This is a genomic window from Streptomyces sp. NPDC057743 (genome assembly GCF_042798755.1).
GTDB lineage: Bacteria > Actinomycetota > Actinomycetes > Streptomycetales > Streptomycetaceae > Streptomyces.
The window spans coordinates 30437-52953 of the sequence record NZ_JBHVJX010000026.1; the positions used below are offsets into that span (position 1 = coordinate 30437).

The 22517-nt window shown below is 74.5% G+C and carries 17 protein-coding genes and 3 tRNA genes; 11 read left to right on the plus strand and 9 right to left on the minus strand.

The genetic code is table 11. The features are described 5' to 3' along the window. Positions 1–52: 52 nt before the first annotated feature. Together ACFVFQ_RS26885 and ACFVFQ_RS26890 are read right to left on the minus strand one after the other, a co-directional pair. Positions 53–1711 (minus strand): ABC transporter permease, encoded by a 1659-nt coding sequence (locus ACFVFQ_RS26885; protein ID WP_383420523.1) that lies wholly within the window; start codon positions 1709–1711, stop codon positions 53–55. Further along, a complete protein-coding gene (locus ACFVFQ_RS26890; RefSeq protein ID WP_383420525.1) occupies positions 1708–2736 on the minus strand; it encodes an ABC transporter ATP-binding protein in 1029 nt (342 codons plus the stop codon). Before ACFVFQ_RS26890 ends, ACFVFQ_RS26885 begins: the two co-directional genes overlap by 4 nt. 93 nt (positions 2737–2829) lie before the next feature. On the opposite strand from ACFVFQ_RS26890, the gene ACFVFQ_RS26895 reads away from it, so the two are divergent. Continuing rightward, positions 2830–3330 carry a GbsR/MarR family transcriptional regulator gene (locus tag ACFVFQ_RS26895; RefSeq protein WP_383420527.1) on the plus strand — a complete coding sequence of 167 codons (501 nt, stop codon included), beginning with the start codon at positions 2830–2832 and terminating at the stop codon, positions 3328–3330. Between the two features lie 60 nt (positions 3331–3390). Here the strand turns inward: ACFVFQ_RS26895 and ACFVFQ_RS26900 are convergent, their stop codons facing one another. Next, a complete protein-coding gene (locus ACFVFQ_RS26900; protein ID WP_383420529.1) occupies positions 3391–4428 on the minus strand; it encodes a hypothetical protein in 1038 nt (345 codons plus the stop codon). Positions 4429–4665: 237 nt separating this feature from the next. Here ACFVFQ_RS26900 and ACFVFQ_RS26905 point away from each other — a divergent pair, with 237 nt between their 5' ends. Beyond that, complete coding sequence (locus ACFVFQ_RS26905) at positions 4666–5952, plus strand: adenylosuccinate synthase (protein ID WP_383420531.1); 1287 nt, start codon at positions 4666–4668, stop codon at positions 5950–5952. A 96-nt stretch (positions 5953–6048) separates the two neighbouring features. On the opposite strand, the gene ACFVFQ_RS26910 is transcribed toward ACFVFQ_RS26905, so the two are convergent. After that, positions 6049–7566 carry a serine/threonine-protein kinase gene (locus tag ACFVFQ_RS26910; protein ID WP_383420533.1) on the minus strand — a complete coding sequence of 506 codons (1518 nt, stop codon included), beginning with the start codon at positions 7564–7566 and terminating at the stop codon, positions 6049–6051. A gap of 385 nt (positions 7567–7951) precedes the next feature. On the opposite strand from ACFVFQ_RS26910, the gene ACFVFQ_RS26915 reads away from it, so the two are divergent. The 4 genes from ACFVFQ_RS26915 (at position 7952) to ACFVFQ_RS26930 (ending at position 11955) form a co-directional block, all read left to right on the plus strand. Then, positions 7952–8752, plus strand: a complete 801-nt coding sequence (locus ACFVFQ_RS26915) for a polyphosphate polymerase domain-containing protein (protein ID WP_383420535.1) — start codon at positions 7952–7954, stop codon at positions 8750–8752. 237 nt (positions 8753–8989) lie between these two features. Next, on the plus strand, positions 8990–10381 hold the full coding sequence (locus tag ACFVFQ_RS26920; RefSeq protein WP_383420537.1) for an aspartate aminotransferase family protein: 1392 nt from the start codon (positions 8990–8992) through the stop codon (positions 10379–10381). A gap of 149 nt (positions 10382–10530) precedes the next feature. After that, positions 10531–11208 carry a GntR family transcriptional regulator gene (locus tag ACFVFQ_RS26925; RefSeq protein ID WP_383420539.1) on the plus strand — a complete coding sequence of 226 codons (678 nt, stop codon included), beginning with the start codon at positions 10531–10533 and terminating at the stop codon, positions 11206–11208. 96 nt (positions 11209–11304) lie between these two features. Beyond that, a complete protein-coding gene (locus ACFVFQ_RS26930; RefSeq protein ID WP_221905519.1) occupies positions 11305–11955 on the plus strand; it encodes a hypothetical protein in 651 nt (216 codons plus the stop codon). Between the two features lie 61 nt (positions 11956–12016). Here the strand turns inward: ACFVFQ_RS26930 and ACFVFQ_RS26935 are convergent, their stop codons facing one another. Next, positions 12017–12826, minus strand: coding sequence for an SLATT domain-containing protein (locus tag ACFVFQ_RS26935; RefSeq protein WP_383420541.1), 810 nt, complete (start codon positions 12824–12826; stop codon positions 12017–12019). A gap of 293 nt (positions 12827–13119) precedes the next feature. Here ACFVFQ_RS26935 and purD point away from each other — a divergent pair, with 293 nt between their 5' ends. The 3 genes from purD (at position 13120) to ACFVFQ_RS26950 (ending at position 18376) form a co-directional block, all read left to right on the plus strand. Beyond that, a complete protein-coding gene (purD, locus tag ACFVFQ_RS26940) occupies positions 13120–14376 on the plus strand; it encodes a phosphoribosylamine--glycine ligase (protein WP_383420543.1) in 1257 nt (418 codons plus the stop codon). 488 nt (positions 14377–14864) lie between these two features. Beyond that, entirely contained in the window at positions 14865–16721 is a 1857-nt protein-coding gene (locus ACFVFQ_RS26945; protein ID WP_383420545.1) for a hypothetical protein, read from the plus strand. Between the two features lie 173 nt (positions 16722–16894). Next, positions 16895–18376, plus strand: coding sequence for a N,N-dimethylformamidase beta subunit family domain-containing protein (locus tag ACFVFQ_RS26950; protein ID WP_383420547.1), 1482 nt, complete (start codon positions 16895–16897; stop codon positions 18374–18376). A gap of 18 nt (positions 18377–18394) precedes the next feature. Here ACFVFQ_RS26950 and ACFVFQ_RS26955 read toward each other — a convergent pair whose 3' ends face one another. Further along, positions 18395–19303, minus strand: a complete 909-nt coding sequence (locus ACFVFQ_RS26955) for a LysR substrate-binding domain-containing protein (RefSeq protein ID WP_383420549.1) — start codon at positions 19301–19303, stop codon at positions 18395–18397. 101 nt (positions 19304–19404) lie between these two features. On the opposite strand from ACFVFQ_RS26955, the gene ACFVFQ_RS26960 reads away from it, so the two are divergent. Together ACFVFQ_RS26960 and ACFVFQ_RS26965 are read left to right on the plus strand one after the other, a co-directional pair. Then, positions 19405–20640 carry an MFS transporter gene (locus tag ACFVFQ_RS26960; protein ID WP_383420551.1) on the plus strand — a complete coding sequence of 412 codons (1236 nt, stop codon included), beginning with the start codon at positions 19405–19407 and terminating at the stop codon, positions 20638–20640. Positions 20641–20750: 110 nt separating this feature from the next. Then, the gene (locus ACFVFQ_RS26965) at positions 20751–21650 is read left to right on the plus strand and encodes a phosphoribosylaminoimidazolesuccinocarboxamide synthase (protein ID WP_383420553.1); all 900 of its coding nucleotides are present in this window, start codon (positions 20751–20753) and stop codon (positions 21648–21650) included. A 51-nt stretch (positions 21651–21701) separates the two neighbouring features. On the opposite strand, the gene ACFVFQ_RS26970 is transcribed toward ACFVFQ_RS26965, so the two are convergent. From ACFVFQ_RS26970 to ACFVFQ_RS26980, 3 genes are all read right to left on the minus strand, one after another. Next, a tRNA-Gly gene (locus tag ACFVFQ_RS26970) sits at positions 21702–21774 on the minus strand. Between the two features lie 469 nt (positions 21775–22243). Then, positions 22244–22316: transfer RNA gene (locus ACFVFQ_RS26975), tRNA-Gly, on the minus strand. Positions 22317–22389: 73 nt separating this feature from the next. Then, positions 22390–22461: transfer RNA gene (locus ACFVFQ_RS26980), tRNA-Gly, on the minus strand. Positions 22462–22517: the final 56 nt, after the last annotated feature.

The window sequence follows — 22517 nt, forward strand, 5'->3', positions numbered from 1 at the left end:
GTGCGCCGCCGGGTCCGCTACAGCCCGGCGGCGCACGACGTGGGGGGCAGCCTCAGCCGATGTCGCGGCGGCGCAGGCCGGCGAGACCGACGGATATCAACGCCACCGTCAGGGCCGTGAGCCAGAGGAACGGTGCGGCCGTCACCGCACCGCCGGGCAGCTTCGGCAGGTGCCCGAACGGCGAGAGATCCAGCGCCCATTGGGGGAGCCGCAGCACCGGGCCGAGCCAGCCGAGGGCGAGGCAGCCGCCGGTCAGCGCCCAGACCGCGGCGCTGGCCGCGGGCAGCAGGCCGAGCACGCATATCGCCACCGCGGCCAGCGTCCACACCGCCGGGACCTGGGCGAGCGCGGCGGCCAGCACCCGCCCGGTGCCGCCGGCGACGTCGCCGACCGAGGCGCCGTAGGCGAGCCCCAGGGCCAGCCCGCCGGCGGTCAGCAGCACCGCGGTGCCCGCCAGTGCGACGGCCAGATGACCGGCCGCCCAGCGCAGTCGGCTCACCGCGCCCGCCAGTACCGGCTCGGCCCGGCCGCCGGTCTCCTCGGCCCGTATGCGGAGCACCGCGCCCACGGCGTAGAGCGCCGCGACCATGCCGAGCATGCCGGTCATCGAGGCGAGGAAGGCGTCCGTCAACGACCGCTCCCCGCCGAGCCGTTGCACGATCTCCCGGGTCTGCGCATTGCCGCCGACCAGGCCCACCGCGCCCTTGGCGACCCCGCCGAACACCGCCCCGGCGAGCGCGAAGCCGACCGTCCAGCCGGCCAGGGCGGTCCGCTGCAACCGCCAGGCCAGGCCGGTGGGGCCGCCGAGCGAACGGGGTGCGCGGGCCGGTCCCGGCCGCGCCGGCAGGAAGCTCATGCCCACGTCCCGGCGGGCGGTCAGGGCGTAGCCGGCCGCGGTGGCCAGCGCCGTCGCGGCGGCGAGGAGCAGCAGCACCGACCAGCGCTCGCCGGCGAACGCGCGGACGTGCTGCGCCCAGCCGACGGGGGAGAGCCAGGTGAGCGGGGAGCCGGCGCCGCTGCCGGGGGAGCCGCTGCCGGCGGAGGCGTCCCCGGCGGCGCGCAGCGCGAAGGCGGCGCCGAGGGCCGCGCCGGTCAGCCCCCTGGCCAGCCGGGCGCTCTCGGTGAACTGGGCGGCGATCGCGGCCAGCGCGGCGAAGAACAGCCCCGTGCCGCCGATCGCGAGGCCCAGGGCGAGCGACCCGGCCACCGGCAGCCCGGACGCGGCGAGCCCGGCGGCGGTCAGCGCGGCCACCCCCGCATCGGCGAGCGCCGCCGCCAACAGCGCGGCGGTCAGCGGCGCCCGCCGCCCCACCATGGCGGCGGACAGCAGCTCCTGACGGCCGGTCTCCTCTTCCTCGCGGGTGTGCCGGACGGCGATCAGCAGGCTCATCACGGCCGCCAGCACCGCGCCGAACCCGGCCATCCGCCAGGCGACCAGGCCGCCCAGGGAGTCGTCGAAGACCGGTCCGTACAGCGCGCGCAGCGAGCCGTTGGCGTTCATCGACGCGGCGAGCTGGGCGCGCTTGGCGGCGGTGTCGTAGAGCGCCGCGAAGGAGGAGCCGGTGGCGCTCACGGTGAGGCCGAGCAGCAGCGCCCAGGCCGGGAGCAGCAGCCGGTCGCGGCGCAGGGCCAGGCGCAACAGGGCGCCGGTGCCCGCCAGTTGGCGCCCGACGTGGGGGCGCGCGGCGGCCGGTGCGGTCAGGGCGCTCATCGGGCCACCGCCCCGTCGGTCCGGGCGCCCGCTCGGCGGCCCGGTCGGCCGTCGCGGCTCAGGTCGTCCTGGTAGTGGCGCAGGAACAGCTCCTCCAGGGTGGGCGGGGTGCTGGTGAGGCTGCGCAGTCCGGCCGCGCCGAGCGGGCCGAGCGCCGCGCCCAGGCGCGCGGTGTCGACCTGGAGCCGGACGCGGCAGCCGGGGCCGCCGTGGACCGGCTGGACGGCGAGGTCGTGGACGCCGGGCAGGCCGTCGAGTCCGGACGGCGGGCCGGCCAGCTCGGCGACGACGGTCGTGCGGGTCAGATGGCGCAGCTCCCCCAGGGAGCCGGACTCGACGGTGCGGCCCTTGCGGATGATGCTGACCCGGTCGCACACCGCCTCGACCTCGGAGAGCAGATGGCTGGAGAGCAGGATCGTGCGGCCGCGGTCGCGCTCCTCGGCGACGCAGCTCTGGAAGACCTCCTCCATCAGCGGGTCGAGCCCGGAGGTCGGCTCGTCGAGGATCAGCAGGTCGACGTCGGAGGCGAACGCGGCGACCAGGGCGACCTTCTGGCGGTTGCCCTTGGAGTAGGTGCGGCCCTTCTTCGTGGGGTCGAGCTCGAAGCGCTCCAGCAGCTCGTCCCGCCGGCCGGTGCCCGCCCGTCGCCCGCCACCACCCGTCCACGGGAGGCGCTTCGCGCCGCTGCTCTGATGCAGCCGGCCGTAGAGGTCGATGACCTCGCCGCCGGAGAGGTTGCGCCACAGGGTCACGTCGCCGGGGACGTAGCCGACGCGGCGGTGGATCTCGACGGCGTCCCGCCAGGGGTCTTGGCCCAGGACCTGTGCGGTGCCGCGGTCGGCGCGCAGCAGGCCGAGCAGGACGCGCAGGGTGGTGGACTTCCCGGCGCCGTTCGGCCCGAGGAAGCCGTGCACCTCGCCGGCCTCGACGGTGAGGTCGAGGCCGGCCAGCGCGTGGGTCGCGCCGAAGGACTTGTGGAGCCCGGCCACCCGCAGCGCGGGGGAGGGCGAGAGCGCCTGCGTCATGGTTCCGAAGATACGCTAGCTTCACAAAATTGTGAAGCTAAGAAAACGTATAAAGTTGAGGGACCGGCTCTGATCAGGGGAGATGATGCGGACATGAGCGAAGAGCGAGAGCGGGCGGCCGACCGGGACGACGCGGCGGTGCTGACCTTCGTCGAGCGGTTTGCGGCGCAGATGGTCGACGCCGGGATGCAGCGGATGCCGGCCCGGGTCTTCGCCTGCCTGCTGGCGTCCGACTCCGGCGTGCTGACCTCCGCCGAGCTGGGCGAGCGGCTCCAGGTCAGCCCGGCGGCCGTCTCCGGCGCGATCCGCTACCTCTCCCAGGTGGGCATGGTCAGCCGCGAGCGCGAGCCCGGCTCCCGCCGCGACCGCTACCGCGTCCACAGCGACCAGTGGTACGAGGCCCTGACCCGCCGGGACAGCGTCCTCACCCGTTGGGAGAACACCCTGCGCGAGGGCGTCGAGAGCCTCGGCAAGGAGAGCGCCGCCGGCCGCCGGATCGGCGAGACGCTGGCCTTCACGGAGTTCATGCAGCAGGAGCTCGCCGGCATGCTGGAGCGCTGGCGCGACCACCTCGAAGAGCTCCGCGCGGAGTAGGGCGCCGCTGGCGGCTCTCCGCGGCGTCGCGGCGTCGGCCGGTCGGCGCCGCGCCCCGGCTCACCTCTGCCGCGGCAGTTGCAGTCGCCAGGCGCCCTGCTGCACCGTCCAGGTCCGGGTCCGTACGGGGCCGCCGACCAGCGCGTCCGCCCGGTAGTGGAAGTCCGGCCCGGACACCGTCACCGCCCGCGCGGCGACCCGCACCGGGCGCTCCTCGTTCGGCCAGTGCACGATCACCTCGGCCAGCCCGCCCGGCCGCCCGTCGTCCCCGGCGGCCGGCACCACCGACACCCCGCGCACCGGCCGGTCCAGATCCGCCAGCAGCGCCCCGTCGGCCTCGACCCGCAGCCGCAGCCGCTGCGCGGGCACCCGCGCCCGCCGGCCCCCGCCGGGGCCCGCCGCACCCGGGCGGGCGGTGCCCCACCGTCCCGTTCCGGGCGCGGCGAGCAGCGACAGCGCCGTACGGGCGGTGCGGGCGGCCGGCGCCCACCAGGGCCGGTGCCCGCCCGTCGGGTCCACCGGGTCGGCCCCCTCCCCCGGATACGCGTCGCCGGAGAGCCCGCCGTCCCCGAGGGGAGCGGCCCGCTCCGCCGACGGGTCCGCCTTTGCCGTCCCCTCGTCGGCGTGGTCCGCGCGCTCCCGGCCCGCGCCGTGGGCCGTCCCGTACTCCGCCAGCGGCCCGGCCGGATCGCCGCACGGGATGCGCAGGCCGCCCAGCACGATGCCGTCGCTGTCGTCGGTCAGCAGGTCCATCGGCCGCTCCCCGCCGTCCAGGACGGCCCGCGCGGCGGCCACCGCGTCCGTGGGGACGCCCAGCGTCCGGCTCAGCGCGACCGTCTCCGGCGGGCCCACCGGCACCATCGACAGCGGCACCCCGGCCAGCTCCCGCTCCTTGTGGAGCAGGCCCACCGCCCGAAGGAGCGCCCGGTCGTCGCCGATCACCACCGGGCGGCGCCGGCCGCGCCGGGACAGCGCCTGGGCGAACTCCGCCGGCCCCTCCGGGAGGCAGATCTTCGCCCCCGCGCCCGCGCACAGGACGTCCTTGGCGATCCGCACGGATTCGCCGTCCGCCCGGCGGGCGACCGGGTCGATGACCACAAGCAGGGGGCACCCCCGAACGGAGTCCGCGGGAGAGTGCCCAGAAGACTGCGCCGACACCTCGGTCCTTCCTCAGGTAGCATCTCGGTGCAAGAGCCCCTTGCGCTATTGCGCCAGGGGCTTCGTCTATTCCGGGGCACCGGTCCGACGGCTCTGGCGGACGCCACGCGAGCACACGCGTAGCGCCGCGCCATCCACGCACGTTGGACATGCCCCGCCCGGAAGGGGTGTACGCCTGTGCCCGCACTTGTGCTGCTCGGTGCTCAGTGGGGTGATGAAGGCAAGGGAAAGGCCACCGATCTGCTCGGTGGGTCCGTGGACTATGTGGTGCGCTACCAGGGCGGCAACAACGCCGGCCACACGGTCGTCGTCGGCGACCAGAAGTACGCACTGCACCTCCTCCCTTCCGGAATCCTCTCGCCGGGGTGCACCCCGGTCATCGGCAACGGTGTCGTCGTCGACCCGGCGGTCCTGCTCTCCGAGCTGAGCGGACTCAACGAGCGCGGCGTCGACACGTCCAAGCTGCTGCTCAGCGGTAACGCGCACTTGATCACGCCGTACAACATCACCGTCGACAAGGTGACCGAACGCTTCCTCGGCAAGCGGAAGATCGGCACCACCGGCCGCGGTATCGGCCCGACCTACGCCGACAAGATCAACCGCACCGGTATCCGGGTCCAGGACCTCTACGACGAGTCGATCCTGACCCAGAAGGTCGAGGCGGCCCTCGACGTCAAGAACCAGCTGCTGACCAAGCTCTACAACCGCCGCGCCATCGAGGCCGGTCAGGTCGTCGAGGAGCTGCTGGGCTACGCCGACAAGATCAAGGGCTACGTCGCCGACACCACCCTGATCCTCAACAAGGCCCTGGACGACGACAAGGTCGTGCTCTTCGAGGGTGGGCAGGGCACCCTGCTCGACATCGACCACGGCACGTACCCCTTCGTCACCTCCTCGAACCCGACCGCCGGCGGCGCCTGCACCGGCGCCGGCGTCGGCCCGACGAAGATCAGCCGGGTCATCGGCATCCTCAAGGCGTACACCACCCGCGTGGGCGCCGGGCCGTTCCCGACCGAGCTGTTCGACAAGGACGGCGAGGCGCTGCGCACCATCGGTGGCGAGCGCGGCGTCACCACCGGCCGGGACCGCCGCTGCGGCTGGTTCGACGCGGTGATCGCCCGCTACGCGACCCGGGTCAACGGCCTGACGGACTTCTTCCTCACCAAGCTCGACGTCCTCACCGGCTGGGAGCAGATCCCGGTCTGCGTGGCCTACGAGATCGACGGCAAGCGCGTCGAGGAACTGCCCTACAGCCAGAGCGACTTCCACCACGCGAAGCCGGTCTACGAGATGCTGCCGGGCTGGTCCGAGGACATCACCAAGGCCAAGACCTTCGCCGAGCTGCCCAAGAACGCCCAGGCGTACGTCAAGGCGCTGGAGGAGATGTCGGGCGCCCCGATCTCCGCGATCGGCGTCGGCCCGGGCCGGGACGAGACGATCGAGATCAACTCGTTCCTGTCGTAGGGCGTTTCGCGGCGGCCGGCCGCTGACGGCCGGCCGGTCCCCTTGGGGGACGACCGCTGTCCGGGGTGGCGGCGGGAGGCATCGCGCCTCCCGCCGTCACCCCGTCTTCGTGTACAGCAACGGCGCCTTGCCGCCCGCGTCGTCGAAGGTGCGCCGCAGTTGGCCGGCCATCAGCTCCAGGGTGGAGCCGGTGCCGGGGCGGCAGGTGTCGGGGGTGCCGGAGACCACCTTGGACGGGCCGAGGCGGACCGGCGGGCCTGCGCTCTCCAGGGTGGCCGTGAAGCGGCACTCGTAGGTGGGGCCGGTGGCCTCCATGCGCAGCACGACCTCGCCCGGCTTGCCCTGGACGAGGGTGAAGCGGCGGACGTCCAGGTGGGAGTCGCCGACCGTCGTCGACCAGATGCCCAAGTACCCGGCCGGGATGGCGCCGTTCGCCGCCGGGGCCGGGCGGTTGGGCTTCTCGGTGGCGGCGGCGCTGCCGTCCGAACCGCCCAGCAGCGCGTACCCGGTCGCGGCGCCCGCCGTGGCCAGCCCCAGCGCGGCCGCGGCCAGCAGCGTTTGGCGGGTGCGGCGGTGCGCCCTGGCCGGGCGGGGCGACGGCGCCATGGTGGCCGGCTCCGGGACGGGCGTTCGCTCGGCGCCGTCCTGTGGGTCCTCCGCCTCCAGCAACTCCACGGCGTGCCGCCCCAGATGGGCGACCAGCGTCCCCGGGAGCCACGGTTCGTCGTCCGCCCCGGTGGCGTCCGGGGCGCCCTCCGCCCGCGTCACCAGCTCCTCGGGCGTCGGGCGCCGGGCGGGGTCCTTCGTCAGGCAGTCCACGACCAGCGGGCGCAGCCCCTCGGGGAGCGCGGTCAGGTCCGGCTCCTCCTCGGCGATGCGGTACATCATCGCGTGCGGCAGGGTCGTCGCGGAGCCGAACGGCTGGTGCCCGGTGGCCGCGTAGACCAGGACGGAGCCGAGGCAGAAGACGTCGCAGGCCGGGGTGAGCGGCGCGCCGCGGACCTGTTCGGGCGCCATGAAGCCGGGGGAGCCGACGGCCGAGCCGGTCTGGGTGGCCACGCTGCTGGTGACGCCCTCCAGGGCCCGGGCGATGCCGAAGTCGATGACCCGGGGGCCGTCGATGGTCAGCAGGATGTTGGACGGCTTGAGGTCGCGGTGGATGATGCCGGCGGCGTGGATGGAGCGCAGCGCGCGGGCCAGCCCGGCGGCCAGGATCCGCACCGTGCGCTCCGGGAGCGGGCCGCAGCGGGCGACGACCTGTTGGAGGGAGGGGCCGGCGATGTAGCCGGTGGCCACCCAGGGGGTCTCGGCTTCGGTGTCCGCGTCCAGGACAGGCGCGGTCCACTCGCCGCCCACCTTCCGGGCGGCCCGCACCTCACGGCGGAAGCGGTCCCGGAACTCCTCCTGGTGGGCCAGTTCCGTGCGCACCAGTTTGACCGCGACGGTCCGGCCGCGGTCCGAACGGGCCAGGAAGACCCGCCCCATGCCGCCCTCGCCGAGCCGGCCGAGCAGGCGGTAGTCGCCGATCTGTTGGGGGTCGTGGGCACCGAGCGGCGCCAGCCCTCCGGCCCGTCCCGCCCGTCGCTGCTGCCCCGTCCGTCCCGACTGTTCCATGATGCGCCGCCCCTTTGTCCGGCTCTCCCCGCTTCGCCCTGTGGGAGCGGCCGTTACTCGTCCGCGGTGAGGATATCGAGGCCGGGTGGGCGGCCGTGGGGGCGGTATTCGGCCAAGACGCCCGCCCGTTGAGGAGGCCGGTTCATCTCCCGCGTCCGGCACCGGACTTCGCGTGCCTTCCGTAACGGCAGGAGAGGCGGCGCGGCGCCGACAGATAAGTGACGAAGTGTCAGAAATGTTGCACCGGGCGGGAGATGAACAATGGATGGCCGATTCCGCGGCGCGGAACTTTCCGGGGTTATCGATCGTAAAGAAAGGAGAAAAACCGCAGAGAGCGACGACAGGACCCGCACGATCCCCCGTCCCCGAATCCCAAGGAGACCGTGTGATACCCGCCGTACGAGCCATCGCGCGCGCCACCATGGCCGCCCGCCCCGTCCCCCTGGCCGAGGTCCAGGCCCGCGCCGAACTCCTCGCCCGCTACAGCACCACCTACCTCGTCCCGGTCGAGGTCTTCGCCGCCTTCGCGGCCGAACTCACCGACCGCGCCCGCCCCGGCGGCCCGTTCGCGGCGCTGTGCATCAACGGCCGCCGCTGGTTCCGCTACCAGTCCGTCTACTACGACACCCCCGACCTGCGCTCCTTCCACGACCACCGGCAGCGCAACGTGCTCCGCTTCAAGATCCGCGAGCGGCTCTACGCGGACACCGGGGAGCGGCAGTTCGAGGTCAAGCTCAAGGAGGAGCACGGCCGTACGGTCAAGCACCGGCAGCCGCTGATGCCCGGCGATGCGGCGCTCGGCGCGGCCCCGCGCGACTTCCTCGCCACCGTGCTCGACCGCTCCTACGGCATCCAGGCCCCCACCGAACTGGGCCGCTCCATCGAGACCGACTACCAGCGGGCCACCTTCGTCGCCGACGGCCAACGGGTCACCTGCGACGCCGCCCTCGTCTGCCGCGACCTGGAGACCGGCCGCACCGTACGGGCCGACGGCGGCCTGGTCGTCGTCGAGACCAAGACCTGCGGCCGGCTCACCGAGGCCGACCGGCTGCTGGCCGGGTACGGCGTCCCGGCCGCCGACTTCACCAAGTACTGCGGCGGACTGTCGGCGCTCCGCCCGCACCTCTACGCCAACCACTGGCGTGGCCCGGTGCGGACCGCGTTCCCCACCGCCGTGGCGGCCTGAGCCGGTGCGCGGGGCGGCCCGCCCCGAACGCCGCGGCTCCTGACGGTGCCCGGGGGCAAGCAGCCCACCCCCGGGCAACCCTGGAGTTTCCTCCAGGACCGTAGACATTCTGTCCGCGCTGGTGGTGAGCGCCATACACAGTGTCGGTATCGGCGGACAAACGGTGATCTCTAGGCTGGGGCCCATCGCCGCTCTGTCCGGCGGCGGATCCGAGCGACCCGATCCGAGGTACTGACCGTGACCACGCCGCATCCCGATCCCTCCCCCGTAGCCTCAACGGCACGGGCGGTACCCCCCTCCGGCGCCGCAGTGAAGGCGGCCGACCGCGCGCACGTCTTCCACTCCTGGTCCGCCCAGGGCCTGATCGATCCGCTTCCGGTCGCCGGCGCCGAGGGCGCGTACTTCTGGGACTACGACGGCAACCGCTACCTCGACTTCTCCTCCCAGCTCGTCAACACCAACATCGGCCACCAGCACCCCAAGGTCGTCGCGGCGATCCAGGAGCAGGCCGGCAAGCTGTGCACCCTCGCCCCCGGCTTCGCGGTGGACGTCCGCTCCGAGGCCGCCCGGCTGGTCGCCGAGCGCACCCCCGGCGACCTGGACAAGATCTTCTTCACCAACGGCGGCGCCGAGGCGGTGGAGAACGCCGTCCGGATGGCCCGGCTGCACACCGGCCGCCCCAAGGTGCTCTCCACCTACCGCTCGTACCACGGCGCCACCGCCGCCGCGATCAACCTCACCGGCGACCCGCGCCGTTGGCCCTCCGACACCGCCTCGGCCGGCGTCGTCCACTTCTGGGGCCCGTTCCTGTACCGCTCGCCGTTCCACGCCGAGAACGAGGCGCAGGAGTGCGAGCGCGCCCTGGCCCACCTGGAACAGACCCTCGCCTTCGAGGGCCCCGCCTCGATCGCCGCGATCATCCTGGAGACCGTGCCCGGCACCGCCGGCATCATGGTCCCGCCGCCCGGCTACCTCGCCGGCGTCCGCGAGATCTGCGACCGCCACGGCATCGTCTTCATCCTCGACGAGGTGATGGCCGGCTTCGGCCGCACCGGCCGCTGGTTCGCCGCCGACCACTTCGGCGTCACCCCCGACCTGCTGACCTTCGCCAAGGGCGTCAACTCCGGCTACGTCCCGCTCGGCGGCGTGGCGATCAACGCCGAGATCGCCGCCACCTTCGAGACGCGCCCCTACCCCGGCGGACTGACCTACTCCGGCCACCCGCTGGCCTGCGCCTCCGCCGTCGCCACGATCAACGCGATGGCCGAGGAGCGGATCGTGGAGAACGCCGCGGAGATCGGCGAGAAGGTCATCGGCCCGGCGCTGCGCGAGATGGCCGAGCGGCACCCCTCGGTCGGCGAGGTCCGCGGCATGGGCGTCTTCTGGGCGCTCGACCTGGTGCGGAACAAGGAGACCCGCGAGCCGCTGGTGCCGTACAACGCGGCCGGTGCCGACAACGCCCCGATGGCCGCGTTCGCCGCGGCCTGCAAGCGCGGCGGCCTGTGGCCGTTCGTGAACATGAACCGCACCCACGTCGTCCCGCCGTGCACCCTCACCGAGGCCGAGGCCAAGGAGGGCCTGGCAGCCCTCGACGAGGCCCTGACGACCGCGGACGCGCACACGGCCTGACCGCCGTCCCGCCCCGGAACGCGCGCCGGTGGCCCCCGCCCCTCGTGACGAGGGTCACCGGCCGCGCGGAAACCCCTCCCACCGCCTCGCCTATCGTGGGCGACGGCCGCTTGGACCTGCGGTCATGGACGTCGAAGGAGACGCACCGCATGGCCCCGGGCCCGGACAGCTCAGTGATACGGCGCAGCACGCTGCGCGAGCAGATCGCCGACGCGCTGCGCGACGAGATCCTGGCGGGCCGGCTGTCGTCCGGCCACCCCTTCACCGTCAAGGAGATCGCCGACCAGTACGGCGTCTCCGCGACGCCGGTGCGCGAGGCGCTGCTCGACCTGTGCGCCCAGGGGCTGCTCGACGTCGAGCAGCACCGCGGCTTCAAGGTGCACGCCTTCACCGCCGACGACTTCCGCGCCATGGTCGAGGCCCGCACCCTCCTCATCGAGGGCATCTTCCGCAGCAACGCCGAACGGGCGCTGCGCACCGCCCCGGAGGAGGTGCTGATCTCCATCCGCCGCCGCGCCGAGGAGGCCGAACGCGCCGCCCGGGCCGGTGACCTGGACGTCCTCATCGGCTACGACCTGCGGTTCTGGCGCGAGTTGAGCGGCATCGTCAAGAACCCCTACATCAGCGACTTCCTGGACCGGATCCGCGTCCAGACCTGGATGTTCGCGGTGCCGCTGCTGCGCCGCGAGCCGCACCTCAAGGGCCTGCTGTGGCACGGCCACGGCGAGTTGGCCGACGCCCTGCTGCGACACGACCTGCCCGCCGCCCAGCGGTTGATCGCCGACTACAACGCGCACTCCCTCGCTCTCGTCGGAACGCCCGGGTAGCACTACGCTGTCCCGACCATCGGCCGTAATGGGCCGTACCCGTGGCTCTACGAGCGCCGGTGCCCCTCGTCCCCGACCGGAAGCGAGCCCCCACCCGTGGCATGTGACCTGTGGCTGGTACCCCTCGTCGATGTGCTGTGCCACAGCCCCGACAACCCCTTCTCCGAAGAGATCGCCGCCTACAACGACGCCCTGGTGGGCGCGGGCCTGCCCGAGATCCCGGTCTTCAGCTACATGCCGGGCCTCTCCGGTGACGTGGCGCCGGTCGCCGGCTTCGACTACGACGCGCTGCACTTCCTGCGCCGCGCCTACCTGTTGCGGCTGTGCGGCCTGGAGGTGAGCCCGGTCGACGAACTCGGCGGCGACTACGAGCAGTTGCTGGAGATGTTCGAGACCACCGCGCAACAGTCCCACCTGGTCTGGCACTACGACCACGCGGGCGCGTACGTCCCGGTGGACTTCCCGCACCCGCTGGCCACCGAGGAACTCCTCGCCGGCGGCGGCCCGTTGGGCTCCTCCCACGGCCTGCTGCGGGACCTCGAACTGGTCGCCCCGGCCCTGGGTATCGATCCGGCCAACCCGCCGGCCGCGCCCGCGCCGCCGGCCGGCCCCACCTCCCTGGAGGAGCGGGCCACCGCGGTCCCCCTGGACGACGGCCCGTTCGCCCGGGAACGGCACGTCTGGCTCGGGTTGCACGCGGCCGCCACCCGCAGCCTCGGCCAGGGCTCCATGATCGTCTTCAGCTGAGCGGGCCGGACCGGCGGGGAGAGCCGCCGAAGGCCCCGCGGGGCTCCCCGCCGGTCCGCGTTCAGCGCGGGGCCTCCGGCGGCCGCTGCCGCGGCATGTTCGGCCGCGTACCGGGCGGCAACGAGTAGCGCCCCGGGTGCCCGTGGCCGTCCTGTCGCGGCGTCGCCCACGGCAGCACCGCGTGCGTGGCCTGCGGCACCGGGCCGGACCGGAACTCCACCATCCAGTCCGTCGTCTCCGCGCGCACCAACTCCCCGATGTCCTCGTTGAACCGCCGCAGCACGCTCAGGCAGCGCTCCGCCGCCTCGCTCGCGGTGCCCTCCGCGGGGCCGAGCACCTCCCGCACGCTCTCGGCCGCCCAGTCGAACTGGAGCGCCTCCACCCGCCGGTGGATCGCCTGCGCGGTGGCCAGGTCCCGCATCCAGCCCGCGGTCACCCCGAAGTACCGGTCGCAGCCCACGCACACCGCCGCCAGCAGCAGCGTCAGCGCCCCCCACGGCGCCCCGTGCTCCCAGACCCCGGCGAGGTCGAGCAGCGGCAGCGTCCCGCCCGCGGTCACCCCGGCCGCGGCCCCCACCCGCAGCACCCGCGCCCCCCGGCGCTTGGCCAGCCGGTCGCGCAGGTACCAGTCGGCGGTGCGCAGCGCGCCCTCCTCGCTCCAGAGGTACAGCGCGTCCAGCCGGTTGTCCGGCTCGCCCCAGTCGCCGTGCGGGAACGCCCGCCCCACGAGGTCGCCGCGGCCGCGCAGCCCGGCGGGGCGGCGCGGCGGCCGGCCCTCGTTCCGGTCGCGGTCCGGGGACCGCCCGCGGCCCCGGTCGGGCCCGCCCTCGCCCCGAGGGGGCCCCTCGGGCTGCATCTCCGGCTGACTCACCCGTGCGCTCCCTCGTACGCGGATCCGTGCGGTGCGCGCACGGCCTACAGGAGGGCCGCGCACCGCCTCCCTTCCTACCGCCGAACGGTTGGGCTCTGTCCCAAGATCACCCGTTTTCCGCCCGGAAGTGGTGCGGGATCCGGTATAGGACGCCCGCTGATCTCACCCGAAAGAGTTCGCGCCGTGCCGGCGGACACCGGTGGCGCCGGTGGTTTCCGGTCGGGGCCCGCCCTTGTGCGATCGGGGTATGCCCGACGGCCGGCCGGTTGGTGCATTCGTCTAGGCTGCACACCGTGAAGGTCCTCGTCATCGGCGGCGGCGCCCGCGAACACGCCCTGTGCCGCTCTCTGTCCCTCGACCCCGACGTCAGTGCGCTGCACTGCGCCCCCGGCAACGCCGGCATCGCCGGGGTCGCCGAACTGCACGGGGTCGACGCCCTGGACGGCCGGGCGGTGGCCGACCTCGCCGCCGACCTGGGGGCCGACCTCGTCATCGTCGGCCCCGAGGCCCCGCTGGTGGCCGGCGTCGCGGACGCGGTCCGGGCGCGCGGCATCCCGGTCTTCGGCCCCTCGGCGCAGGCCGCCCAGCTGGAGGGCTCCAAGGCGTTCGCCAAGGACGTGATGGCCGCTGCGGGCGTGCCCACCGCCCGCAGCTACGTCTGCACCACCCCCGAGGAGATCGACGCCGCGCTGGACGCCTTCGGTGCCCCCTACGTCGTCAAGGACGACGGGCTGGCGGCCGGCAAGGGCGTCGTGGTCACCGACGACGTCGAGGCCGCCCGCGCGCACGCAGGCGCCTGCGACCGCGTCGTCATCGAGGAGTTCCTCGACGGCCCCGAGGTCTCGCTCTTCGCGGTGACCGACGGCGAGACCGTCGTCCCGCTCCAGCCGGCCCAGGACTTCAAGCGCGCCCACGACGACGACCAGGGCCCCAACACCGGTGGCATGGGCGCCTACAGCCCGCTGCCGTGGGCCGACCCCACGCTCGTCGACGAGGTGCTGCGGACCGTCCTCCAGCCCACCGTCGACGAACTGCGGCGCCGCGGCACCCCGTTCTCCGGGCTGCTCTACGCCGGCCTGGCGATCACCTCCCGCGGGGTCCGCGTGATCGAGTTCAACGCGCGGTTCGGCGACCCGGAGACCCAGGTCGTGCTGGCCCGCCTGAAGACCCCGTTGGCCGGCCTGCTGCACGCCGCCGCCACCGGCGCGCTGGCCGCCCTCCCGCCGCTGCGCTGGAGCGACGGCGCCGCCGTCACCGTCGTCATCGCGTCCCACAACTACCCGGGCACCCCGCGCACCGGCGACCCGATCGAGGGCCTGGCCGAGGTCGCCGAGCAGGACGCCCCCGACGCCTACGTGTTGCACGCCGGCACCGCGCGCGACGCGTCCGGAGCGGTGCTCAGCGCCGGCGGCCGGGTGCTGTCCGTCACGGCCACCGGCGCCGACCTGGCCACCGCCCGGGAGCGCGCCTACCGCGCCGTCGACAAGATCTCGTTGGACGGCTCGCACCACCGCACCGACATCGCCGCGAAGGCGGCTGCGGGGGAGTAACGCCCCGCGGCCGGCGACCACTTCCCCGCCTTCACGACGACCGAGGCATATGTCATTTCCCTGACATATGCCTCGTTCTGTTGCGGGGCCCCGCCGCCCGCCGGGAAGTGGCCCAGAAATGCCGTTCTCGGGCCCGCGGCTTTACCCAAAGCCATTCCATCGAGTGACCGGGCGGGTATCTGGCTGACGAACTCCGCAGCCCCAACTAGGGTGCCGCGCAAGCCTCCTGTGGTCGTCGTGCCGACAACGGGTGGTGCGGGGTCGGCCGCTCCGGTCATCGGGGCCTCCCTTGCTCGTGTGGACGCGCGAGAGCGGGGAACGGTGCGTGCACCGGGCGTTGCCCCGACGGCGTCCGGCAACTGGCTCACCGGCATTGCGATGTCAGTGGCCGGTGCCACAGTGGGGGAGTGGGTCGCTCGCTCGCCCGCGCATCGCACGACCGTCGTCCGTCCCGCTCCACTGAAGGACCGCTGGGGGTGTACAGGCTCGTGGCAAGTCCGGAAACAGGCGTCCTGGTGGCGCGTGCCCGCGCCCTCGCGGTGCTCCGCGTCCGCGGTGCGGCGCTGGCCCTCGCCCTGCTGCCGGCCGCCGTTGCCGTGGTGCTCCTCGTCGGCGGCGCCACCGGCCGGCTCGGCACCGAGGGCGGCTGGGCCGTCGCCCGCTGGACCGCCGGCGGCCTCACGGCGCTGAGCCTGCTGCTGACGACCCTCGTCTCCGCCGTCGTCGCCCGCGCCCGGCCCGCGCTCAGCCCCTCCGTGCCGATCGCCGAGGAGGCCGCCCCCGACCTCTACCGCCTGGTCCGCGACCTCGCCGACCGCCTCGACGTCCCCGCCCCCTCGTCGATAGCCCTCACCCCGGACTGCGACAGCTGGCTGGAGGACCGCACCCACCGCGCGCACGGCCCGCCGCGTCCGGCCCGGCGGGGCGGCCGCCGGGAGCCCGAGGCCCCGGTCCTGGTGATCGGCTCGCCGTTCCTGTGGTGGATGCGGGTGGCCGAACTGCGCGCCCTGCTGGCTCCCGTCGTCGCCGGCACCGGCCCGTCGGCGCATCCGGACATAGCCGCCGCCCGCCGCTTCATCCGCGGCCTGGACGCGGCCGTCGCGGTCGCCGCCCGGGCCCGCGGCCCGCTGGGTGCCCTCCCGTTCCGCTTCGTCGGCCGGGTGGCCCGGCTGCTGCTGCGCGCCGCCCACGAGCACGCCACGCTCATGGAGCGCGGGGTCGCGGCCGCCGCCTCCGAGCGCGCCCAGAGCGTCGACTACGGTCTGCGGCTGGTCGCCCAGGAACAGGTCGGCCTGGCGTACGCGGGGTGGGACCGGCTGCTGACCCGGGTCGCGCTGCCCGCCTGGCGCATGGGGCGTTGGCCCTCCCGTCTGGACGCCGGCGTGGTCTCCGCGCTCACCGAGCTCTCCCGCCGCGACCGCCTGGCCGAGGGCTTCGCCTCCCGGCTCGGCGAGCGGCCCGCCTGCGACCTCCTGGAGGAGCCCGGCACCATCGACCGGGCCGCCTCCCTGCTGGCCGCCCGGCTCTTCCACGGCGGCCCGGCCGAGACCGGCCCGGACTGGTCGCCGGTCGCCTGGCAGCAGTACCCGCAGGAGATCGTGGACCGCAAGTGGCGCCTGGAGGCCGCCCGCCTGCACCGGGTCCTCGACGAACTCCCGGCCGCCGGCCCGGAGTTCGACCGCGCGACACCGGAGCCGTCCCATACGCCGGACCGCCCCGCCGTCCCCGCGGACGCCCCCGACGCCACCCCCGCCCCCCGGCCCGCTCCGGCCCCGCACCTCACCTACGCCGGGGCCCGCGCCCATACGACCGCCGCGCACCACCCCGCGGGCCTGTCGCACGCCCTCGGCCCCGAGCGGGCCGGCGCCGCCCCCGCGCCGTCCACCGGCCCGACCCTGGCCCGGGTCATCGACCGCCTGGCCCGCGACACCCGCGCCGGCGATCTGCTCGCCGCCCGGCTGGGCGCCGAGGTCGCCCGCGAGGAGCGCGAGAAGGCCGCCCGCCAGGCCGCCCACGGCGCCCCACCCGCCGGCGCCGGCGCCTCCTGGAGCGACGGCCCGACCGACGGCACCCTCCCGCTCTTCCCCCTCCAACCGCCGCGCACCGGCCGCGAGTTGCTCGCCGATCACGTCACGGCCATGGTCTGCTGCGCCGCCGTGGACACCGCCGGCGCCGCCCCCGGCCTGGACTGGCTTGACGGCCCGGCCCTCCTGGTGGACGGCGCCCGCCGGGCCGACCTGGGCCGCCCGGTCCTCAGCCTGGTCGACGAGGGCGACGCCGAGCCGCTCCGCGGCTGGTTGCACCGCGTCGGCGTCCGCCCGGAGAAGCCGGTCCGGCTGGGTTGAGTCGGTGCGCGGCGCCCGCGCACGGCTGCATGTTCCCTTCCAGTTCGCGCTTCGGGGCAAGGGCACCTAAATTCACGACGAAGGGTGACGAAGTGAGTGCGTAATGTGATGTGCTGGGGGGTGGGTAGGCCCGGTGGGCCGCGGCCATGGGAGACGCGGGAGGGGAGTGCAAGGTGGCGACGGAACAGATCAGGCGCTGGGAGTCGGGTGCCCTCGCCCACGCGGTCACGGACCCGTTCGGACAGGGCCCGCTGCCCTGGCTCCGCGGCAGCGAGACCTACTTCGACTCGGGCCGCATCATCCCCTGGTACGTCGATCCGGCCGTCGCCCACGGCGACCTACGGGTCCCCGCACCGCGAAAACACAACGGCCCCCGCACCGCCGACGACGTCCACCGCCAGATCAAGGGCTTCGCCGTCCCCGGCGCGGTGGCCCCCGGCGACGCCATCGACTTCCGGGTCTCGGTCGACCCGCCGCAGCCGTTCAGCATCGACGTCTACCGCATCGGCCACTACGCCGGCGCCGGCGCTGCCAAGATCACCACCAGTCCCCGCCTCGCCGGCATCGTCCAGCCGGCCCCGCTGCTGGTCGACCGCACCGTCTCCTGCCACCACTGGTGGCTCTCCTGGCGCCTCCAGGTCCCCACGTACTGGCAACTGGGCGCCTACGTCGCCGTGTTGACCACCGCCGACGGCCGCTACCGCTCGCACGTCCCCTTCACCGTCCGCGACGCCGAGCCCGCCGACCTGTTGCTGATGCTCCCCGACATCACCTGGCAGGCGTACAACCTCTACCCCGAGGACGGCCGCACCGGTGCCAGCCTCTACCACGCCTGGGACGAGAAGGGTGCCCTGCTCGGCGAGCGGGACGCCGCCACCACCGTCTCCTTCGACCGCCCCTACGCCGGCGCCGGCCTCCCCCTCCACGTCGGCCACGCCTACGACTTCATCCGCTGGGCCGAGCGCTACGGCTACGACCTCGCCTACGCCGACGCCCGCGACCTGCACGCCGGCCGCGTCGACCCCACCCGCTACCGCGGCCTGGTCTTCCCCGGACACGACGAGTACTGGTCGGTCCCGATGCGCCGCACGGTCGAGGCCGCCCGGGACGCCGGCACCTCCCTGGTCTTCCTCTCCGCCAACACCCTGTACTGGCAGGTGGAGCTCGCTCCCTCGCCAGCCGGCCCGGACTCCCTGCTGAACTGCCGCAAGCGCCAGGGCCCCGGCCGCCCCGCCCTCTGGCGCGAACTGGGCAATCCGGAACAGCGGTTGATGGGGATCCAGTACGCCGGCCGGGTCCCCGAGCCCGCCCCCCTGGTCGTCCGCAACGCCGACCACTGGCTGTGGGAGGCCAGCGGCGCCCACGAGGGCGACGAGCTCGCCGGCCTGGTCGCCGGCGAGGCCGACCGCTACTTCCCGCGCACCAGCCTCCCCGAGCACACCAGCCGCATCCTGCTCGCGCACTCCCCGTACCGCGACGGCGAGGGCGTCCGCCGCCACCAGGAGACCTCCCTGTACCGCGCGCCCAGCGGCGCCCTGGTCTTCTCCTCGGGCACCTTCGCCTGGTCACCCGCGCTCGACCGCCCCGGCCACGTCGACCAGCGCGTCCAGCGCGCCACGGCCAACCTCCTCGACCGCATCTGCAAGCGCGACTAAAAGCGCCCGACCGCCGCGCTAACGGGCCGCGTACTCCCCCAACTCCCGTGCCAGCGCCACCGTCAGCGCCCGGAAGATCCGCACCTCCGGATGGGGGTCCCCGGCCCGCGTCGCCAGTACGCTCTGTGCGCTCGGCGCGTCCAGCACCGGCACGAACACCGTCCCCGGCCAGGGGTAGTACCGGGCGAAGGACTTCAGCCCGGACCCCGCACCGCGCCCCGCTGCCACGCTCGTCAGCACGTCGTGCGGGTCCAACGCGCAGTCCGGCGCCCGCCGTTCGCCCTCCTGGAAGTAGAGGTAGTCGGCGAACGGCCGCGGGGTGCGCGCCGGCAGCCGCAGGAACGGCAGGTCCAGGACGTCCGCGATCCGCACCCCCTCGCGCGCCGCGTCCGCCAGCGGCGACCGGGCGGAGACCGCCACGATCCGCTGCTCGGTCGTCAGCACGTCCACCTCGATGTCCTCGGCCTGCACCAGCGGCCGGACGAACGCCACGTCCACCCGGTCCTCGCGCAGCGCGGAGCAGTGCTCGGTGAAGTTCAACTGCACCAACGACACCGGGACTTCGGGCCGGGCGCGGCGGAAGGCGTTCACCGCGGCCGGCGTCACCTCCGCCGACCCGTGGCCCATCACCCCGACCCGCAGCCCGCGCCCCGCCGCCGGCCGGTCCCGGACGGCCTCGGTCACGTCCTCCATCGCGGCGTTCGCGGCGGCCAGCAGCGTCCGGGCGTGCGAGACCAGCCGCTGCCCGGCGACCGTCGGGACCACCGGGCCCCGGCCGCGCTCCAACAGCCGGGTCCCGAACTCCCGCTCCAGCTGCTGCACGTGCTGGGTGACCGCGGCCGGCGACAGGAACAGCCGCGCCGCGGCCCGGCCGAAGTGCTGCTCCTCGACCACCGCCAGGAACGAAGACAGCCGGCGCAGATCCATACCGGCCACGATAAGCCGGGCCCGCCGCGTTCACACCGGGCCGTTCACATTTCCTGAACGGGGGCCGCGCACCGGCCCGTCCGCGCCGTACAACAGCCCTTATGCCTCTGACACACACCCCGGCGGCCCCGGTCGGCCCGGCCGCCACCGCGGCCCCCGCCCCCCGCCACTGGCTCCGTGCCGGCTGGCTGATGACGGCCTCCGGGTGGAGCGCCAACCAGTACTCCTCCCTCCTCGGCGCCTACCGCGACCACCTCGGCCTGACCGCCGCCACCACCACCGCCCTCTTCGCCGTCTACGTGCTCGGCCTGATCCCCGCCCTCCTGCTGGGCGGCCCGCTCGCCGACCGGCACGGCCGCCGCCGGGTCGCCCTCACCGCGCTCGCCGTCTCGGCCCTGGCGACCTGCCTGCTGATGTGCGGCCCGGTCGCGCCCGCCCTGCTGTGGCCCGGCCGCTTCCTCACCGGCGTCGGCGCCGGCACCCTGCTCACCGCCGGCAGCGTCTGGATCAAGGAGCTCTCCACCCCGCCGCACGGCACCGCCCCCACCCCCGGAGCCGCCGCCCGCCGCTCCGGCCTCTTCCTCTCCGCGGGCTTCGCCACCGGTGGCCTGGCCGCCTCCCTGATAGCCCAGTGGGCCCCGCACCCGATGGTGCTGGCCTACGTCCCGCACCTGGTGCTGTCCGCGGCCGCCGCGCTGAGCGCCGCCCGCGCCCCCGAGACGGTCCCGCCGCGGGCCCCGGACGGGGCGGCCCAGGAGCGCACCGCCCCCGCCTACCGCACCCCCTTCCGCCGCCTCGTCCTCCCGGTCGCCCCCTGGGTGTTCGCCGCCCCCGCGATCGCCTTCGCCGTCCTGCCCGCGCAGGTCGACGCCGGCCTGCACGGCTGGGGCACCGTCTACGCCGGGATCGTCACCGCCGTCACCCCCGGGGCCGGCCTGCTCGTCGCCCCGCTCGCCCGCCGGCTGAGCGCCCGGCACCGCCTCGCCACCGCCGCCGCCGGCCTGCTCGTCACCGCCGCCGGCCTGCTGACCGGCGCCCTGGCCGTGGCGCACGCCCAGCCCGCGGTGGCCCTGCTCGCCGCCGCGCTGATCGGCGCCGGCTACGGCCTGTGCGTGGCCTACGGCCTGACCGAGGTCGGCGCCCTGGCACCCCCGCACCACCTGGCCCGCGTCACCGCCCGCTTCTGGGCCGTCTGCTACCTGGGCTTCTGCACCCCGTACGCGGTGACCCTGCTCGGCGGTGCGTTCTCCACGGCGACGATCCTGACCGCCGTCGCCGTCCTGGCACTGCTCACCCTCGCCGCCGTCGCCCGCCCCGGAGCCCGGTCCTCCGCTTGACCACCCGCCGCGGGGCCGCCGTTCCCCCCGACGGCGACCCTGCGGCGGACCCCCCGCCCCGCATGCGGGAGAATCACCGGGACTCCTGGATCAACCTACGCGGAGGCAGCGTGTCCGGATTCGTAGAAAAGCCCGAGCCCGTGCAGGTCCCGGGTCTCACCCACCTGCACACCGGCAAGGTGCGCGACCTCTACCAGAACGCCGCCGGCGACCTGGTCATGGTCGCCAGCGACCGCATCTCCGCCTACGACTGGGTGCTCCCCACCGAAATCCCGGACAAGGGCCGGGTGTTGACCAAGCTCTCGCTCTGGTGGTTCGACCAGTTCGCGGACCTGGTCCCGCACCACGTCCTGTCCACCGAGGTCCCCGAGGGCGCCCCCGCCGACTGGGCCGGCCGCACCCTGGTCTGCCGCTCCCTGGCCATGGTCCCGGTGGAGTGCGTCGCCCGCGGCTACCTCACCGGCTCCGGCCTCGCCGAGTACCGGGAGTCCCGTACGGTCTGCGGGCTGGCGCTCCCCGAGGGCCTGACCGACGGCTCGGAGCTCCCCGCGCCGATCTTCACCCCGGCCACCAAGGCCGCCGTCGGCGACCACGACGAGAACGTCTCCTACGAGGAGGTCGCCCGCCAGGTCGGCGCCGAGACCGCCGCCCAGCTCCGCCAGGCGACCCTCGCGGTCTACGGCCGGGCCCGCGACATCGCCCGCGAGCGCGGCCTGATCCTCGCCGACACCAAGTTCGAGTTCGGCTTCCACGAGGACCGGCTCACCCTGGCCGACGAGGTCCTCACCCCCGACTCCTCGCGCTTCTGGCCCGCCGACCAGTGGCAGCCGGGCCGCCCCCAGCCGTCCTTCGACAAGCAGTTCGTCCGCGACTGGCTGACCTCGCCCGCCGCGGCCTGGGACCGCACCGGCGAACAGCCCCCGCCGGCCCTCCCGCAGGAGGTCGTCGACCGCACCCGCGCCAAGTACCTGGAGGCGTACGAGCGCCTGACCGGCCACTCCTGGGCCTGACGCCCCCGCACGACAAAGGCCCCGGTCTCAGTGACCGGGGCCTTTTCTCTGAGCGGACGACGAGGCTCGAACTCGCGACCTCAACCTTGGCAAGGTTGCGCTCTACCAACTGAGCTACGTCCGCATGCTCCGTGCTTCGGCGCCCGTTTCCGTTCGCCGCTGCGCGGTGCGAGCCCTACTATAGCCAACTTCCGGGCCCCCGACGCACGCCCCGGAGCCACCTCCGCCCGCGGCCGCCCCGCGAACGCATTCCGCCCGCACCTCAGATGCGGCCCCCGCCCGCTCCCGAGCGCCCCAACTCCCGCCCGCCGCCACGCCCTTAGGCCCGACCCGCCCCGCCGTCCGGCTTTGGCCCGCCATCCCGGCGCCCCACCCCGCACTGTGGTCACCGCCACAGTGCGCCCGGTCCCGCGATTTCTGGCGGATAAGTCGCGCGGCACCGCGCTCGGCCGCCCTGCCGTGCACGCCGGCCAAGACCCCGAGAACCGTCCCGCCTTTTCGCCCGGGGGCTCGGGAACTTGAGGACTCGGTGACGTGAGGAGCCCGGGAATACGACAAAGGCCCCGGTCTTAGTGACCGGGGCCTTTTTTCTGAGCGGACGACGAGGCTCGAACTCGCGACCTCAACCTTGGCAAGGTTGCGCTCTACCAACTGAGCTACGTCCGCAGGCATCCACTCGGCTTTCACCGGTGGCGCGACAGCTACTCTACCTGATCGTTTGGACCGGTTGAACTGTCAGAGCGGGTGACAGGGATTGCACACTGCGCCTCCCCCTTGGAAAGGGGGCGCTCTACTACTGAGCTACACCCGCGTGACTCCTTGGGGCCCGGCCTTTCGGCCTCGCCCCTCGGCGTGCTCCAGACTCTA

What these genes read in the sequence shown, in the direction of transcription:
- ACFVFQ_RS26925 (WP_383420539.1), top strand. Translation starts at nt 10,531, where the DNA reads ATGGCCCCGGGCCCGGACAGCTCAGTGATACGGCGCAGCACGCTGCGC.
- ACFVFQ_RS26890 (WP_383420525.1), bottom strand. Translation starts at nt 2,736, where the DNA reads ATGACGCAGGCGCTCTCGCCCTCCCCCGCGCTGCGGGTGGCCGGGCTC.
- ACFVFQ_RS26895 (WP_383420527.1), top strand. Translation starts at nt 2,830, where the DNA reads ATGAGCGAAGAGCGAGAGCGGGCGGCCGACCGGGACGACGCGGCGGTG.
- ACFVFQ_RS26955 (WP_383420549.1), bottom strand. Translation starts at nt 19,303, where the DNA reads ATGGATCTGCGCCGGCTGTCTTCGTTCCTGGCGGTGGTCGAGGAGCAG.
- ACFVFQ_RS26960 (WP_383420551.1), top strand. Translation starts at nt 19,405, where the DNA reads ATGCCTCTGACACACACCCCGGCGGCCCCGGTCGGCCCGGCCGCCACC.
- ACFVFQ_RS26885 (WP_383420523.1), bottom strand. Translation starts at nt 1,711, where the DNA reads ATGAGCGCCCTGACCGCACCGGCCGCCGCGCGCCCCCACGTCGGGCGC.
- ACFVFQ_RS26910 (WP_383420533.1), bottom strand. Translation starts at nt 7,566, where the DNA reads ATGGAACAGTCGGGACGGACGGGGCAGCAGCGACGGGCGGGACGGGCC.